Annotated in this window: 12 protein-coding genes; 2 read left to right on the top strand and 10 right to left on the bottom strand. The window is 46.1% G+C overall.

Annotation, left to right across the window (positions count from 1 at the left end):
- Window positions 1–271: 271 nt before the first annotated feature.
- From AC5ZC7_RS00550 to AC5ZC7_RS00535, 4 genes are all read right to left on the bottom strand, one after another.
- Window positions 272–877 (bottom strand): DUF6992 family protein, encoded by a 606-nt coding sequence (locus tag AC5ZC7_RS00550; RefSeq protein WP_496160101.1) that lies wholly within the window; start codon window positions 875–877, stop codon window positions 272–274.
- 6 nt (window positions 878–883) lie between these two features.
- Window positions 884–2,251: an alkaline phosphatase family protein gene (locus AC5ZC7_RS00545; protein WP_496160102.1), complete on the bottom strand. Its 1,368-nt coding sequence runs from the start codon at window positions 2,249–2,251 to the stop codon at window positions 884–886.
- 199 nt (window positions 2,252–2,450) lie between these two features.
- Window positions 2,451–3,671 (bottom strand): metabolite traffic protein EboE, encoded by a 1,221-nt coding sequence (gene eboE, locus AC5ZC7_RS00540; protein WP_496160103.1) that lies wholly within the window; start codon window positions 3,669–3,671, stop codon window positions 2,451–2,453.
- A complete protein-coding gene (locus AC5ZC7_RS00535) occupies window positions 3,668–4,825 on the bottom strand; it encodes a 3-dehydroquinate synthase (RefSeq protein ID WP_496160104.1) in 1,158 nt (385 codons plus the stop codon). The genes eboE and AC5ZC7_RS00535 overlap by 4 nt, the downstream gene beginning before the upstream one ends.
- 598 nt (window positions 4,826–5,423) lie before the next feature.
- On the opposite strand from AC5ZC7_RS00535, the gene AC5ZC7_RS00530 reads away from it, so the two are divergent.
- Window positions 5,424–7,412 (top strand): tetratricopeptide repeat protein, encoded by a 1,989-nt coding sequence (locus AC5ZC7_RS00530; protein WP_496160105.1) that lies wholly within the window; start codon window positions 5,424–5,426, stop codon window positions 7,410–7,412.
- A gap of 11 nt (window positions 7,413–7,423) precedes the next feature.
- The gene (locus AC5ZC7_RS00525; protein ID WP_496160106.1) at window positions 7,424–8,062 is read left to right on the top strand and encodes a response regulator; all 639 of its coding nucleotides are present in this window, start codon (window positions 7,424–7,426) and stop codon (window positions 8,060–8,062) included.
- A gap of 109 nt (window positions 8,063–8,171) precedes the next feature.
- On the opposite strand, the gene eboC is transcribed toward AC5ZC7_RS00525, so the two are convergent.
- The 6 genes from eboC to AC5ZC7_RS00495 form a co-directional block, all read right to left on the bottom strand.
- Window positions 8,172–9,092 (bottom strand): UbiA-like protein EboC, encoded by a 921-nt coding sequence (gene eboC / locus AC5ZC7_RS00520; protein ID WP_496160107.1) that lies wholly within the window; start codon window positions 9,090–9,092, stop codon window positions 8,172–8,174.
- 54 nt (window positions 9,093–9,146) lie between these two features.
- Window positions 9,147–10,133, bottom strand: coding sequence for a TatD family hydrolase (locus tag AC5ZC7_RS00515; RefSeq protein ID WP_496160108.1), 987 nt, complete (start codon window positions 10,131–10,133; stop codon window positions 9,147–9,149).
- Window positions 10,134–10,153: 20 nt separating this feature from the next.
- Entirely contained in the window at window positions 10,154–11,047 is an 894-nt protein-coding gene (locus AC5ZC7_RS00510; RefSeq protein WP_496160109.1) for an EboA domain-containing protein, read from the bottom strand.
- A gap of 415 nt (window positions 11,048–11,462) precedes the next feature.
- Window positions 11,463–12,998: an FG-GAP-like repeat-containing protein gene (locus AC5ZC7_RS00505; protein WP_496160110.1), complete on the bottom strand. Its 1,536-nt coding sequence runs from the start codon at window positions 12,996–12,998 to the stop codon at window positions 11,463–11,465.
- 135 nt (window positions 12,999–13,133) lie between these two features.
- On the bottom strand, window positions 13,134–14,930 hold the full coding sequence (locus AC5ZC7_RS00500) for a RagB/SusD family nutrient uptake outer membrane protein (RefSeq protein ID WP_496160111.1): 1,797 nt from the start codon (window positions 14,928–14,930) through the stop codon (window positions 13,134–13,136).
- A gap of 31 nt (window positions 14,931–14,961) precedes the next feature.
- Window positions 14,962–18,186: a SusC/RagA family TonB-linked outer membrane protein gene (locus AC5ZC7_RS00495; RefSeq protein WP_496160112.1), complete on the bottom strand. Its 3,225-nt coding sequence runs from the start codon at window positions 18,184–18,186 to the stop codon at window positions 14,962–14,964.
- Window positions 18,187–18,379 lie beyond the last annotated feature (193 nt).

Below are 18,379 nucleotides of genomic sequence, written 5' to 3'. Positions count from 1 at the left end.
TGCTTGGTTATTCGAAATAACAATCGGTTGCATGAATGTAGAAAATTAATTCCCGGAATTATAGAAATTATGAGGAGCGGAGCGAAATTTGTCTTGAGACAGGATTAGACTGATTATACTGATTTTATTTTTTGATTATAAAAGATGCAGAAAGATGACTACCGAAATATTGGCTCCCATCTTTCATCTTTTATTATAATCAAACACCATCAAAAAAATTAAATCAGTATAATCAGTCTAATCCTGGGAAAGACAATACTTGCGGGGACTATTAAAAGTGCAGGCTGGCAGCCACACGCCCGGGTGCAAACGTTATCTGCATCCCATCAAATTTCCGGTAGAGCGCTTTTCCATGGCGGTGATGGATCGTGAGATTCACGGCATCGTATAACAGCAGGAAACCGCCTTGCAGGATAATAGAAGAGCCATATCCTTTCCAACGATCCTGTTCTTTGCCGCTTTGATTTTTACCATATTCGCGGGCATATAAGCCACCGAGGATATAGGCCACATCGAGGGCGCCATTAACGAGGTATATTTTCTCAATCTTGTTTTGTTCCTTAATACTTCCCTGCATATTGTAATTGCCGGGGTTGAGTTTGCGGTTACCGAAATACCCGGCAGTAGCAATGCCCAGGTTCACTACATTCCAGATAGCATTCATCTGGTGGAAGTATTTGGCTTCTCCGGTGGTTTGCCCCATTGCCACAAGGCCGGTAGCGATATTGGCTACAGACCAGCCTCCCAGCACCACCATCGCGGTTTTGGTAGTATGTATACGTTCCTTGTTAAATTGTTCCAGGGACAAACTATCCTGCGCGATGAGTCTCCCTGCCAATAGCAGTGCAATGATCAGGGTACCCGCATATTTATGCATACACTATTATTTACCTGTCAACTGATTCCATATCACCTCATATACGTCGGTTGCCAACAATTGGGTTTTGGAAACAGGATTAGGGCTGATGACCACGGGGTGATACATCGGGTTTTCTTCCAGGCGGCCATGGGAACCCTTAATCAACGTGGCATCCAGCGGTATTACATTCATCAGGTAGCGGAAACCCAGCTTCTTTTTCAGGAGCTTGCCGGCGGCTTTCAGCTTAATGAATGGGTCAGCAGGATTCATGAACATTTCCACCGGATCATATCCTGGCTTACGGAAGATATCCACAATACGGGCAAAATCAGGCGCTTTAGCGTCATCCAGCCAGTAGTAATAGGTAAACCAGCTATTGGCGTCTGCTACGGCTACCAGGTCGCCAGTACGGGCATGGTGCAGCTGATGTTCACGTTTACCTTCCCGGTCCAGCACCTGTTGAACACCCGGCACTTTTTCGAGAAGATTACGCACCTGCTTATAACAGGAGGGGTCGTTGATGTAGATATGTGCCACCTGGTGATCGGCTACTGCAAACGCTTTGGAAGCGCCGGCATCCAGTAATTCCAGTCCGTTTTCCACCCGAAGCGCCAGCAGGCCTTCCTCTCTTAACACCCTGTTCAGGTGAACAGGATTATTCACATTGGTAATACCGTATTCAGACAATACAATCGGATCACATTGCTGCTGCTGGTAGTAAGTAATCAATTGTTTACATACCGCATCTATTTCACTCAGCTCTTTTGCGTTGCGCACCGGGTCTTGTCCGAATTTCTGCAAACAGTAATCCAGGTGAGGCAGGTAAATGAAAGTAAGGGTTGGGTTGTATAATTTATCGGTGATGATAGACGCATCTGCTATCCACTGGCTCGACTTAATGCTGGCGGTAGGCCCCCAGTAATTAAACAGTGGAAATTTGCCCAGCTGTTCGGTCAGGTGATCTCTCAGCGAAGAAGGCGTAGTGTAACAATCCGGTACTTTACGGCCGTCGGACAGGTAATTAGGACGGGGAGTCAGCGAGTAGTCTACGTTAGCGTACATGTTATACCACCAGCACATCTGCGAAACGGTGAAAGACGGATCCAGCTTCCTGGCACGATCCCAGATTTTTGGGGCGTCTACCAGCTTATTGGATTGTTTCCAGAACTTTACTTCCGCATCCGTTCTATCGTACCAACCATTGCCTACAATGCCATGCTCGCTGGGCCATTGCCCTGTGAGATAGGTACTTTGTACAGACGTGGTCAGCGCCGGTAACATGGGTTTCACCGTAGCCAGGTGACGCTGTTGCGTATATGCCTTTAAAAAAGGCAGGTGCTCCAGCAAATTAGTGGAGAGTCCCACTACATCAATAACTACTGTCTTTCTCATAGATCCCAAGCAGAAAGCAAAAAGCGAAAAGCAAAAAGCACTGGTTTTTTGTTTCCCGGTTCTTATTTCCTGGTTTTTGTTTATTATTTTCTAATTGATTCTTTATATCCTGTCTTCCAGAGCAATAAGCTTGAGCAGATAACAAAAGTAAAAAACCGGAAAACAAAAAACCAATGCTTTTTGCTTTCCGGTTCCTGCTTTATGCTTTTTCTCCCAATTGTTCTTTGATCCAGTTCAATTCCCGGGAGACGGACAAAGACATTTCCTGCTTTAATTCCGGTGGTAATACATCCCAGGTGTATGTTTCCACTTCCAGGTGATGGGTAAAAGGCTGTTGTCGCTGTAAGGCCAATGCCTGCTTTATATCTTCCTGCGTGGATTGTAGCACGCCAAATTTATCTAGAAACACAGGTACATGGAAATGGGAACGCCATTCAGTAACCACCGGATTATCTTCATCTGCCAATGCTTCCGGCAAATCAGGATAATGGAGGAGGGTCCCGTCCTGTTTACGGGCAATTACCTGGTGCAGGTATACGGGTTCATTAAACCGGCGGAATGCGTCTGTCACTTCTTTTCGTGCAGCCGTATCCGTTGGCATATCTGCCCTTAGTGCGGCACTTATCTGTAGCTTTCCCACCTTCAGGCCGTAATGTTGTAACCGCTCCAATACCCGTTGGGGTGCTTCATACACCAATGCAAAGTGACAAACATCGTAGCACAATTGAATATGCGACTTGATGATCGTTACTGCTTCGGTATCTGTTACATCAAATTTCTCCATAATAAACGGAACAGCGGCAGGCAATAATTCTTCGAAATACCAGGCGATATATTCGCTGGTGTTTTCCATCAGGCCGTCTGGTTCCGGTTCCACATCCAGGTGCATGAGCGGGCCGCCACTGCGGTGTATGCGTACCAGTTGCTCCAATACCTGCAACATATTAAGAGTAGCACTTTCTGTGAAAGACGCCTTCTCTTCTTCGCAACGGTTGCACCAAAATTTATAGGTAAGCGGGTTGGTAGAAATACCTCCTTCCATACCGGCTGGCAATAAAGCCGCCAGTATACGGAACAGGCGAATAGTATAAGCTACGCGGTCCGCGCTGGTCCAGTCGGGTGCATGCACCTGGTCTTTTACCACTACATTGTGGAAGCCGCCGTACGGGAAACCATTCATGGTAAATACGTAACAGTCTTCTTCCTTCAGCCATTGCTGAAACGCCCTCAGGGGTTCTTCCTTACTCAGTTCCAGGCTGGCGCTGTTAGCCAATCGCAGGCCAATACCAAATGGCTGGCCAGGAGATACCTGTTGCTTAATGGCCGGTATAAATTTCTTCAACTGCGCAAAGTGATCGCCCCAACTTTCGCCGGGATGAATATTGGTGCAGTACGTCAGATGTCCTACAGCTGTTTTCATCCTTGGTTATTTTTACAGATATCCACTGCTTTGTACAGTAATTCCAGGTTCATTTCGTGTACCTCTTCTCCTTTACCTACCGCACGCAGCAAGGAAATAGTCAAGCGTCCGCCGAGGTGTTCACGGAATTCTTCGAGGCCCACTACTACCGGAGAAGGTTTACCATCTTGCTTTTCCAGCAGGGGATGCCAGATGGGTAACTGCATATTTTTTAACACGGTAAGAATACGATACATATCTGATTCCGGCAGCCAACCTAACAGGAACGAGTATACGCTGTCTACCGCGATACCAATGGATACTGCTTCTCCATGCCGTAATTCGAAGTTGGTCAACTGTTCCAGTTTATGTGCGCTCCAATGTCCGAAGTCCAGCGGTCGGGAGGAGCCGCTTTCAAACGGATCGCCGGCGCCGCCGATATGTTGTACATGTAATTCTGCGCAACGGTAAATCAGGTATTGCATAGCGGGCATATCGCCGGCCGTCATCGCTACAGCGGTTTCTTCTATGCGGTTAAAGAACGCTGCATCTTTAATGAGCGCTACTTTTACGGCTTCAACCATACCGGAGCGCCAGTCGCGGGCATCCAGTGTGGTTAAAAATACCGGGTCGTTAAACACCGCTGCCGGTGGGGCAAAGGAACCCAGGAAATTCTTTTTCCCTTTATAATTCACACCATTTTTCACGCCTACGCCTGAATCATTTTGCGATAGCACAGTGGTAGGGATCCTGATGTGTTTTACGCCGCGATGAGAAATAGCGGCGGCAAATCCAACCAGGTCCAGCAGTGAGCCACCACCGATACCTATTACATAAGAATGGCGGTCGATGCCATATTTATCGATGGCATCCACCAGGCTGAAAAGAAGTGGCAAATCATTTTTTACTGCCTCTCCACCGGCAATGGTAACTATTTCCGGGGCCAGCTGAAAGCCGGGCACCTGCCTGAAATAATCCTGAATTTGTTGAGTGAGTTGAGGATGATGTGCCGCTACACCTCCGTCAAGAATTACGAGTAGTTTTTTAACATATGCTTCTTCTGCTTTGGAGGCCAGAAAGGAAGCCAAACATGTATTGGCAGGATCAAATAAATGGCTGCTAAAGAAAACCCCGTAAGAGAAATTTACATTGAAATTTTGTTGAATATATTCCATGGCTTATTCCGCATCGTCTGTCTTAAAAAAACTATAGCCTTTAAAAGTACATAGAAAAAACGTGAATTTTTTATAAAGAATAAGGCTCCGGGAACGGAGCCTATTTTTTGGGGTTAGCCTGTAGAATCATTTATCGGTATGCAAAGAAATCTGTTTTTAGAGGGTTTACATACAGTAGTAACCGCCAATTTATAAATTGCGTAGTTCTACTGACATAAACCATTAGTCGACAAACACAATACCACAAAGGATTTCAACCCATTGCAACCTTGTCATTTGTCGTCCATTGATCTATTCACTGGTTTACCTATTGCGTATTAAAACAGAATTATTGACCTTTATCTCACTGTAGAATAATTGTCAATATTACAGCCCAAACTAAAAGTTTATAGGGCCCCAAAAAACGGGTTATCCATTTTGTTAATCCCTGTAACATCGGTTATTATTCACGCTTTTTTTGCACGTTTGAGCATTTTGTCGCGCACAGCGCTGGCGGGGATGGCTATTTCACTTTCTGCCGGCGGGGCATCCTGTATGTTAACTGGCAGTAACCGGATTATTAACAAGGCAACCTCTGGGTTGCGCAAGCGTTTTAGAGATGTTGAGAATATTAATGTTGATTTGTTGCATGAGCTTATGTGGCTGGCAGCCAATATCAGCGGCGTATACGCCACAACTGGACAGCATGTCGCGGGTCATTCAAGGACAGGCGGCCGACAGCAACCGGGTGCAATCCCTGTATGCATACGGCTGTATGTTGTTGCCTTACAGCCTGAAAGAAGCTGAAGCGGCATTCCGGCAAGGCTTACAGCTTAGCAGGCAACTTTCCTATCATAAAGGCGTGGCAGATTTCGCCTGCTATTACATGTATATACAAGACATGCGTGGCGAATACGGAGCGTCGTTGTATATGGTTAAACAGGCAGTGGTCATCTATGCGTCTTTAAAAGATACCGTGAACCAGGCCGTGGCCATCAGTTATTGTGGTATGGAATATCAGCAGATGGCGAATTTCCAGGCCGCAGCCGGCGCCTACCTTGAAGCGATGAAACTGGCAGAAGCTGCCAGGGACACCGTTACGGCCGGCATGATGCTGAATAACCTGGCAGCTGTTTTCAATACCCTGGGCGACTATCAGAAGGGATTTATGTATGCCCACCAGGCATATGAACAGGGTATCCGGCTAAAGCGAAAATTACGCATCAGCTCCGCCCTGCTGAATATGGGCCAAAGCAAACTATTGGAAGGAGCACATGCTGCTGCCAGCAACTACTTTAACCAGGCATTGTTAATGGGTCGTCAAAACGGCGATAGCTTACTGGTATTAAATGCCTTAACCAACCAGGCCCGCGTATTTTCTGAACTATCTCAGCATACCGTGGCACTGCAAACCTATAAGAAAGCCTTACTGATTGCACAGGATGATCCGGGACCGGAGAACCTGATGTTACTGTACATGGGCTATGCACAGGCATTACATAAAAGCGGCGACTATGCGCTTTCCGATAGATATCTGCAAAAAACGATCCTGCTGGCTAAAACCTATCATTCCGGAGATGAGCTACGACGTGCGTATCTCACCGCATCCGATAATATGGCAGCACAACATCGCTATGAAGCAGCATTCAGGATGCGCAAAGCATACGAAGCCCTTAATGATTCACTGGTAGGACGTAACACCCGCAGCAATGTACAACAGCTGGAAACACAATACCAGACAGAGAAAAAAGACCGTGACCTGGCCGAAAAGAAATTGCTGTTGACACAAAAAGACCTGGAATTACAGGGAAAAAACACCTGGATTGGCGTTTTCTTCGGTAGCGTTCTGTTGTTATTGATTGGGGGCATAATGATATGGCAACGTTTACAACACCGGCATCACCTGCAGCAACAACGGTTACAGCGCATGGAAATAGAACGGACCATGCAGGTACTGGAAGCGATGATGCAGGGGGAAGAAAAAGAACGTACCCGTTTATCAAAAGATTTGCACGATGGTGTAGGTGGTATGCTATCTGCTGTAAAAATGCATTTCTGGGCGCTCAGATATGAGCGTAGTTATTTACAGCAGGACAAAGGATTTAATCATGCCCTCAACATGCTTGACGACGCCATTGGCGAAGTACGCAAAACAGCACATAACCTGATGCCGGAAATACTGGCCCGTATGGGATTAGCGGGAGCACTGGAATTCTTTTGCAACAATGTCAGTCATTCCCGTCAGTTGCAGATCAGCTGTTACACTTTCGGTAATATGCAACGATTCAAAGGAAATTTTGAATTGTCTATTTACCGACTGGTACAGGAACTGATCAACAATATCATCAAACACGCAAAAGCTACAGAGGCGTTGGTACAGGTGACACAACATGAAGAACTGCTTACTATTACCGTGGAAGACAATGGTATTGGTTTTGAAAATGTGGCCAGGATCAACAACGGCATGGGATTAAAAAACCTGGAAAGCAGGATTGCCGCATTAAACGGCCACCTTACCCTAACGGCTACACCGGGTTGTGGCACTACAGTATACATGGAATTTAACATTGCTATTATGCAGTTGATGGAACTGCAACCGACTTTTTAATATCACCTTATATGCAAATCAAACTCGCTATTACAGACGACCATCTGTTAGTTATCAACGGACTAAAAGCTATGCTGGCACCTTATTCCCACATTTCTGTGGTATATGAAAGCAATATGCCCGGTGCTTTGATGGCGGCGTTACCGGTCACCCAGCCAGATGTGTTATTACTGGATATACAGATGCCGGAAATAGATGGCATTGCCTTATGTAAGCAGGTGAGTAAATCACATCCGGACGTTAAAATAATTGCGCTGAGTAGTTTCATGGAATCACACTATATCAAGCAAATGCTGCGTAATGGCGCCACCGGTTATTTACTGAAAAGTACGAATCCCGACAAACTGATTCAGGCTATTGAAAAAGTGAACGCCGGCGAACAGTTCCTGGACGATATTATCCAACAGCAAATGCTACAGGAAATGATTACCGGGCAAAAGCGTACGAGCTACGACATACCACTTACGCGGAGAGAAAAGGAAATTCTGAAGCTGATTGCGGATGAGTATTCCAACCAGCAAATTGCAGACCAGCTGTTTATCAGTTTACGTACAGTAGAAACGCACCGGCTTAACCTGACGCAAAAATTAGCCGTAAAAAACACTGCTGGTTTAGTGAAAGAAGCGATGAAGCGGGGAATAGTAGCGTAACAGCTTTTAGCCGTTAGCTTTTAGCTTTTAGCAAATGCAGCGAATGATTACAAAAATTGGTCTTCGCTGCATTTGCTAAAAGCTAAAAGCTAACGGCTAAAAGCTATCCTCACGTTACTGCAAAGAGTCTGCCCAGTATCAGTGATATGGGCAAAAGTAATAGCACGATCAATGCAAATGGCAAAGTGGCAAAAGCGGCGATCCAGGCGGCATTCATGGCAACCAGGGCGATGATACCTCCTTTTACAGCTTTGCCGATGTTAGGTCCCGAAGGATCTTTCATGGCTTTGAACAGTGGCAGATTAATCATGACTGCAAAAAGCAGGATGAATGGGAGGGCGGTCCAGATACGATGATGCAGGAAAGCCAACAGTCCCATGGTGATATACACTACCGCATAACAAATAGCGGTGAGTCTTAAACTTTTTACACTTCCGCCATGTACTTCTCCTCTACTGATATTGGTAACGGCAGCGATATACAAAATGGGGATAAATCCCATCCACCAATAGGTTTGCAGCGCGTCTGGCACAATACTGATTCCCAGCAGGAGATTGAGTCCCCGGCAAAGTCCCATATTAAAGGGCCCCAGAAAGGAATGATGTTTTCCCCATTTATCATATATAATAGCGCTTGCGGCTACGCCTATAGCGAGCCAGCCGGAAAAACCGGTCAGGCGTCCTACTGAAAAAGCGGCCAGGATACCTACCAGTAGCAGGTAAGCGCCGAGGATGATGGCTTGTGTTTTAGATATTACGCCGCTGGGAATAGGCCTTTCCGGGCGTTCTGTGCTATCCAGTGTAGCATCAAATACATCATTAAATACTACACCGCCACCGTACAAACCAATGGTAGCCAGGCATAGGCATACTACAGGTAAAGTAAAGTCCAGTGTAACAGTTTCAAACGATACATTGATGAAATAGCCGGAAATGGCTACACCGGCCAATATATCTGCTATGGCAGTAACGATATTGGCAGGTCGCATCAGGCGCAGATATCCACTCAATTTGCTAACAATATAACTCACCGTATTTTCAGGTTTTCATGGTTCATTGCCAGCAGAAACGAGCCTGTCAGGCCTTTACCGGATGATGGTCGTGTTTTTGTCGATTCGAGGTTGCTGCCCTCCGCGTAATATAGAGCTTCCGTTAAATTTCTCACTTTGATCGATGTTTCCTACAATTTCAAAATCAGCTTCATTCATCTGGCCGCTCTGTGCGAAGGCTTTTACAGCATTGCTGTAAGTTACCAAATGAATATCATTCAAGTCAATACCACTTTCGTGCATTAAAGCGGCGGTTTTCGGAACGGCCAGCGGATCGCTGATACCCCAGTCTGCAGCGGAGTTTACCATAATGCGTTCGCTTCCATACTGCTTTACCACGGCTACCATGCGTTCATTGCCCATTTTGGTGAACGGATAGATGGTAAATGCAGCCCAGAAGCCACGATCCAGCACTTCTTTCACGGTTTCCTCGTTATTATGATCTACAATGATCATGTGAGGCGCTAATCCATGTTCCAGTGCAATGTCCATACTGCGTTGGGTACCTTTTTTCTTATCGCGGTGAGGGGTGTGGATCTGAACGGGCAGCCCTGCTTCTTTGGCGAGTTCCAGTTGTGCGCGATAATATTTTTCTTCCAGTGCTGTTTGGTCATCGAAGCCAATTTCACCTACGCCTACTACGCCTTCTTTATAGATAAACTGCGGCAGTATTTCCATTACGGCTTCTGCCAGTTTTTCGTTGTTGGCTTCTTTGGAATTGAGGCCAATGGTGCAATAGTGTTTGATTCCGAACTGGGAAGCGCGGAAACGTTCCCATCCCAGGAGGCTGCTGAAGTAATCGCGGAAGGTATCTACGCCGGTTCTTGGCTGTCCTAACCAGAATGCGGGTTCAATAATAGCCACCACGCCGGCATCGGCCATCGCCTGATAATCGTCCGTGGTACGGGCTGTCATGTGTACATGCGGATCAAAGAAACGCATGCCTTTTATTTTATCGAGGAAAGCAGGAGTATAAGTGAGTGGTTGGAGATCTTTCTCTGTTAAATCATGAATTCCGCACATATCAAATTATTTTTATTTTATTACTTTTTATTTTTTTGTGCCAGGGTATCCCAGGAAATGCTACCAGCCTGAATTTCCGCTGCCAGTGATGGATATTTTGCCAGCAGTGCTTTGGCGGGTGCGTAGTTGGTTTGGGCACATACCAGTGCGCCTGCTTCCTGCTCTATGCTATTCACAGCATGCAGGATGCGGGTGATATCTCCCAAATTATTTTCATGCACAAAATTCACCAAAAGGCGCCACTGCATAGGATCCAGCGTTCTGCCGGCAGCCCATCGTTCATGTGCAAAATCTACCAGGATATTGGCCAGTGCGCTGTTGGCTCGTTCATCCAACCCTATAATCAGGTGAAGTGGTTTATCGGTGAAGATAGCTTTCATCACCAGCTGATTCCAGGCGGGCTCCGGAAGATACTTTGCCGGATAAGGATTATGCAGCATGATGGCTTCCTGTACAATACCAATATTAGACCTGATGCCTTCAGATGTGCGGGCAATCCATTCTTCCGGCCATGGCAGCAGCGGCAGCGCGCTATATAAAGCGGCCAGCTCATTCATTTCTGCGGCATTGAACAATTTTTCCAGCGTATCGAGGTACAGGGCTTTATCTGTTACCGGCAACTGTAACAGCCACCAGACACGTGCAAGGCGACTTAACGTCCACCCCTGTACGAAAAATGAAGGTACCAGCTGTTGCAGCTGCTCATTTTCCGCCGGCGAAAGTATAATGATATCATTCCCGGTGAAACGTGGAATGGCTGTAAAAGTTTGATTGAACTGCGGAATAGCGCCTGTTTGTTGCTGCACGGCTAAACGTTGCTGCAGCCAGTTATCCGCTTTCTCATTCTGCTGGTTCCTGATGATCTTATGAAGCAGCGTGCTCACTTTATCCTGATCGTATGCGTATTCAGCCACTGATATATTCCGTTTAAAAACAATAATGCTGATTTCCCTCTAAAATTAACCCGTAATAATGGGATTTAGAGAATTCTCCGGCTTTTTTATGATAGGTGGCAAAATCAGGGGTTGAGTGACAGTCCAAAATAAAAGAGAGGCATTACTGCCTCTCCTTCCGCCATTCTAAAACCTGATTATGCATCAGGATATCTTATATCACCGGACCTCTGACGGCAGGTACAGTGCAATATTTTATAAGTTGGGAAAACGCTGACTAAGAACGAAGGTACATTATTGATCAGAAACATCGAGTGTTATTCTCCCTGGTTTATGATCTGACACAAAAGCAATAATGCACGTAGCAATAAATAACGGCCCTAAGATACATATTTCTACTTTCATTCCAAATAAACAAATCAATTTTACGTTGCAATTAATGCTTCGAATTATTCTGTAATACTATAAACGGCTGATACTCTTTCCAGTCAGGCATATAATGATCGAGTATTATAAATCCGTTCGCATAGTTTCCTAGTACAATATCCGGATCTCCGTCGTGATCATAATCTTTTACATCCATAGAAATCCACCGACCCTCTTTCTCAATGGGCGGTGCATGCGGTATAAATGTAAGCGGTGATTTGCCTCCTTCGAAAAAAATAAACTTCTCTGATGGATTGTGCTCAAAATCCGCAAAAAAGGCAATGGCAGCGATATCTGGTTTACCATCCTGATTAAAATCTGCTACTACAGCTTTAGTACATCCATTGATCGGATAATGCCAGGCTTGCCTGTATTTATTGCTCCCCTCAGCTATATAGACGTATAAACCGTGGTAAGGTTTAAGCACCATAGAAAAATCCATGTTATCTCCACAACTATATAGTATATCAAGTTGTCCATCTCCATTAAAATCTGCCAGCTGAAAACTGGTAGAACCATACAATGGCGGAAATTTCAGCAGATTTTTCGCGTTAAAACCACCCCGTTTATTATTCTCAAATAACCAGATTCCTTCATCGCCTGCCGCAAACAAAACCATGATATCCGTATAGCCGTCATGGTTAAAGTCGCCCGTTTCCGCATGAATAGCACCGGGCACTTCCCAGATAGGGAGCTGTTTCCATTGATGGTCCGGCAGTTGCTTCAGCCAGTATAAACCACCCTGGTTATGTCCGAAAGCACATACCAGTAAATCGTTCAGCCCATCGTTATCAAAATCCGCCGACAATGTCTGCACCGGACGCTTCAAAAAAGGCATGATATCCGCCTGTTTGCTTTGCGGATCATCCAGGTTGATCCGGGTAACAATCCCAGCGGGCACATCCAAAGCGCGGAGGTTACCTATTTCAGTCAGGATAGCCTGCTGGGGGCCTGCTGTATCGGGCATGTACAGCACATCTGTAGCGGGAGACGGCAATTGCCGGACAGATACCTGCCGCCCGGCCGTATCCCATCGCGTGAGTGTATTATTACCGGCATCGCTGGTCAATAGCCCGCCAGAAGGCAGGAACGACACCATCGTGGTAGCCGCTACAAAATGACTGTCTTTCACCGCGGGTGATTTCAGGGAGAAAACAGCCCAATCATGCTGTAGGGGCACCGGGGGTTTAGCGGCCGGAAGTTTGTCCGGCGCCACGCGCTGATAATATTCCACCAACGCCGTCCAATCTTTAATGGAAATAATAGCGGGCTTTTCACCGGGCATGGGCGGATAGTATTGATTACCACTCCATACTTTGATGCCCAGTTTACGCGCCATTTCAGGCAATACATGTTTTGTCCAGGTTTCCTTATCCAACATATCCGGAGAAACCGGTAAATGACAGCTGGAACAATATTTATCTGCCAGGGCTTTCCCTTTTTCATCCGGGGTAGGTGTATGACAGGCACTGTTGAATATGCCGCCTGTCAATATCAGCAATAAAAAAATGATTGCTACCTGCCGTGTTTTTGGTTGATCGGGCATGGGTTGTTTTTTGGGAAATTACGAATTACAAATTACGAATGACGGATTTGTGGGTAGATGGTAAACGCGAAGATTAACTTCGCTATTATCTCCCCACAAATCCGCCATTCGTAATTCGCAATTCGTAATTAATTTTTAGTATCCCTGGTTCTGCTTCAGCACGCGTTGCCCATTTTGCAGGGTCAAGTCTATTTGTCGTTGCGGAATAGGGAAGTATTCATTGCGGTTCGGCGTAAATACCGCGCCTATCAAATCTGTGAAACCAGCTCCCCCATCTGTTATTTTACCGTTTTCATATTTATAATAAGCATTCAATACGGTTGCTGCGATGCCCCAGCGCGACAGATCGAAGAAACGATGACCTTCCATACCCAATTCCAGTTTGCGTTCAAAATAAATGGCTTTAAGCGCAAAATCTTTACCGCTGAAAAGAGGATAGTCTCCAATTTTGTAATTAGCTGCCAGCGTATCCGGAATAAACTGCTGGGTGCTGTCTACAAATTTATGCAGCCACTGGTCCGGATTATTTTTCATCCGGTCGCGTACCTTGTTAACCATATCGGTGGCTACCTGCAGATTACCGGTTTGTGCGGCTGCTTCGGCATACATCAGCAATACGTCCGCAAACCGGATCAGGTTTACGTTAATAGCGGAACCGGGTGCCCAACTGTGTGCATCATGATATTTGTCCTGGTCTTTTTTCCAGTACACCATTTTTTTAGGAGAATATGGACCACCATATCCCTGATCACGCTGCCATAGCGCGCCAGGATGATTGCCCCAATCGTGGTAAGGTAGCCCGCGACGGCCAACCGTCCAATCCAGGCGAGGATCCAACAGGCCGGCATCTGGAACAAACGCATCGCCACTGCCCAGTCCTTTATCAGATTTTACCGGATGCAAATTATAATCATCGAGGTAAGGCAATCCACTTGCATCTACGCGGAATGAATTCACGAGATCCTGTGAAGGTTGAAAAAATCCACAGCATCCAAATGGGCTAGGGTCGTAAGGGAAATTCAACATTTCGCTGGCGTTGGCGTTGGCAATGGTGTTGGTGCCATCGTTCGCCGTCATTTCTATATAAAATACCGCTTCGGGATTACCTGTTTTTTTGGCCGCATCGAAATTATCTTCGTAGCGGGCAGCCAGGCCATACTTCACGCCAGCGCTGGTCATACCTGTTGCTACCGCTGTTTGGAACAGGGTGAAGGCCTGCGGGAATTTCTTCTCATACAGGTAAGTTTTAGCAAGATAGATTTGCGCAGCAGACTTATTTACCCTGGAAACATCGCCATTATCCTTCCAGGATACTGGCAGGTTATCTGCCGCATATTGAAAATCCGCTTCAATAAAAGGCCAGATATCTTTGTCGTTGGCGATTCTTACTTCGGAAGTCGTATCGCTGATATAAGGCACATTATTGAACATTTTCTTCAATTCAAAATAATAGTGGCCGCGCAGAAATCGGGCCTGTGCCCCCACCAGCTTACGCTCTGCATCCGACATATCAGTGGCTTCACTCATTTTCTTCAGCGTGAGATTACAACGGCTTACCCCTTCATACACCGCTTTCCACTTGGAGTTGAAAAAGGAGTTGGCAGCGGTGTACGTACTTTTAGCAATTTCATTAATAGGCTCCTGGTCGCCGGCATTACTGCCTTTGTGGGCGTCTCCCCCTACTACGCTGCCATAAATCCAGTTCGTAGGCGCCGCTTCCCAGGGGTTACCACCACCCAGTGCGTTACCACTTCTCTGGCCGTCGAGCGCTGCGTAAGCACCTACCAGCAGGTAGTTTACGCCGGCTTTATTGGCCACAATTTCTTCCGTCATCGTTCCTACAGGCTCACGATCCAGGAAGCTTTTTTTGCAGGCCATAAACAAACCCGCAAATAGTATAATAACAAGACTTGAATATCTTAAAGTTTTCATTTGATTCAGTTTTAACAGTTCAACAAAAGGATCAGAACACAACATTTACACCTATCAGATACTGACGCTGATTGGGGTAAGCACCTTCGTCCAATCCGAATGACTGAGAGTTTCCTGCTACTTCAGGATCTATACCAGTGTACTTAGTGATGGTAAACAGGTTAGCCGCCTGCACATATACGCGGAATTTTTGGATACCCACCCGTTTCAGCATATAAGTAGGCAGGGTGTATCCGAGCTGCATGTTTTTAGCACGCAGATAAGAGCCATTCTCTACGAAATAAGAGTTAGGTGCACCGGAAGTACTAGGCGTAGAGCTGATTTCAGGAATTGGTGCTTTTGCATTCTGATGGGTAGGACTCCAGGAATCATACAGTGCTGTTTTGCTCTTGGCACTTACGAAAGAAGGATAGAAGTCTGTCCACCATAACACCTGGTTCCAGATTTTATTTCCCTGTACACCATAGAAGAAGGCAGAGAAGTCGAATTGTTTATACGTTAGCCCGATATTCAATCCATAAGAAAATTTAGGATTGGGATTACCCAGGTAGGTACGGTCGTCGGCATCTACTTTACCATCACCATTCACATCTGCATATCTAAAGCGGCCTACCCCTGCGCCTGCCTGGTATTCTTTGATATCGGGGTACTTTGCTTTAGCAGCGTTGTTAGCGGAAGTTACTTCCTCTGCGCTGTTATAGAAGCCGATGATTTTGTAGCCGAAAAATTCGCTGATCGACTGGCCTATAGCGTTACGAATAATCGGAGATCCGAAACGGCGGCTTTCGAGGTCAAAGTATGGAGCCGATTCTGAGATGGCCAATATTTCATTATTATACGTGGTTAAGGTACCCGTTACTTCCAGCTTCAGGTCTTTCGCCAGATCCTGCTTATAAGTTACGGCTGCATCCCAGCCTTTGTTTCTCATTTTCGCCACGTTGGTATATGGTGCGGTGGCTGCCCCATAAACGCCCGCCAGTTCTGGATTATACAGGAGGTCTTTTACTACTTTATTGTAGTAATCAACGGTAAATTCCAGCTGTCCTTTGAACAATGTTGCATCTATACCGATGTTGGAGTTCACGTTGCTTTCCCATTTTGCGTTGGGATTGCCGATTTGTGTTCTCATAAAGCCCTTGCTGGTAGTAGGGCTACCATTCATGCTATAGAATGAGGAAGTTCTGTCGAATCCGTAAGCGATAAAGCGGTTACTGGGTGTTACGTTAATTTGGTTGCCCATGATACCCCATCCACCACGAAGTTTCAGATCGGAAATCCAGGTCAATGATTTCATAAATTCTTCCTGTGATATACGCCAGGCGGCACTTACAGCAGGAAAATTTCCGTACCGGTTAGCGTCACCAAAGCGACTGGAACCATCTCGGCGGATCAGGGCACCCAGCAGGTAGCGATCTTTATATGAGTAGTCTGCCCTGGCAAACAGGGAAAACAATCCATCGCTGCCAAATCCGCTGCCATTGGTAGGAGTGCCGGTACCGGTACTCAGGTTGGTAAAGTCAGGATCAAACGTAAAGTAATCGGTAGTAGTACCGGTTAAAGTACGGAAGTGATTATCATATGCTTCTGTACCTATCAGTACTTTCAAATCATGTTTTTGTGAAAAGTTTTTATGAAAGGTGAGGGTGTTGGTCCAGGTCCAGTCGTAGCCGTTGCCGGTAGTTTCTGTATACTGGTTCACCGTAGTATTTTCAGCATTTTCGTATTCGGGCAGGGTGAAGCTGTTATTATCGAAGGAATAAATTTCACCACCGAAGCTGGTCCTCAGCGTGAAATATTTGAGGATGTCTGCTTCTGCGTAAACGTTACCCAACAGCCTGTTGGCAGCGGCTTTGGTTCTGCCGAAGCGATCCTGTATAGCTACCGGGTTGCGAGCGTTGCCGAGGTCTTTACCGCTGGAGCCGGCGTAGTTGCCTTTGATATCATACACGGGGATGATGGACAATTCTCTGAATGCCATACCAATACCGCTACCTTCTACGAGTGTACCGATTTGCGGATTGTTGATCAGGGAATACTCCATGTTTTCACCTACGCGGATATGATCCGTAATATTAAAATTAGTATTGGCACGTACGGCGTAGCGTTTATTATAGGTATTAGTTAAAGTACCTTGTTGATTAAAGTAATAAAAGGAGAAGAAATAGTTACCGATATCTCCGCCACCGGCTACGGATACGTTGTGGCTGGTGATGGGAGCAGGTTTAAATATTTCGTGGAACCAGTCTGTCCCCTGTTTATTGGCTTTTGTAATGCGATAAAAAGTAGCAAGGTCCGCAGCGGATTTGTAATTAGGATTTACAAAATAGCGGCTTGGGTCCACACGTGGATCACCTTCTTTCAAACCATTGGGTGCAATATAATCCGGTAATATTGGCGTAGGTCCGTTACCGTATTGTGCATCTTCCAGTTTCACCCCTGGAGAGTTTTTGATGGCCATCCATTTTAGATCGGCTTGTTCCTGCGGGTTAAGGATGTTCCATACATTGCCGCTTTGTGGCTTCTGGCGGCCGTAGTAGCCGTCGTAGGTAACTTTTACTTTGCCGGTACCTCTTTTGGTGGTGATCACGATGACTCCATTGGCGGCGCGGGCGCCATAGATGGAAGCAGCGCCGGCATCTTTCAGCACCTGCATGGTTTGTACATCATTGGGGTTCACGTCTGTGAGGTTAGACACCGGTACTCCGTCAATGATATAGAGTGGGGTGTTGTTACCGAAAGTGTTGATACCACGTATTTTTACCTGTGGTTCCTGGCCGGGCTGACCGCCGCCAAGCACAGTAACACCGGATACCTGGCCCTGCAGCTGACTGGCAATTTGCGACGTAGGCTGCTTGGTAAGGTTGTCTACTTTTACGATAGATACTGATCCGGTAAGATCTTTCTTTTTCTGGCTGGCGTAACCGGTTACCACCACTTCTTCCAGTGATCCTACTTTTTCGCTGAGTAAAACATTGACGGGTCCGTTGCCAACTACAACTTCCTGTGGGTCGTATCCCACAAAAGAGAAGACGAGTGTTTCTCCGGATTTGGCTTGTAGTACAAAGGTTCCGGAAGGATCTGTAGCGGTACCGCGGTTGGTACCTTTTACAGACACGGTAACACCGGGTAGTGCATTTCCTGAGGCCTTGTCAGACACTTTTCCGGTAATTTTCGTTTGTGCGTAAACGTTGCTTCCTGCCAATAACAGCAGGATGCCGCATAGTGCGGCGATGGCCTGGTAGAGTTGCTTTTTCATAACGTGATTTAAGCGTAACGTTTAAGAAAAATTGGTTAAAAAAAGGGTACCTGTTGGGATAGCCGTTAGCTATTAGCTGTTAGCCGTTAGTTAAAAGGTATAGTTCTCCCATTCCCGTAGTGAGGTATTCACTACAGGTTGACCATACCACTGGCAACTAATTATTGTTATTAAAAACTAATAGCGAATACAA

Source organism: Chitinophaga sp. 9-1-y (genome assembly GCF_059511905.2).
This window is presented reverse-complemented; position numbering and strand designations above follow the sequence as displayed.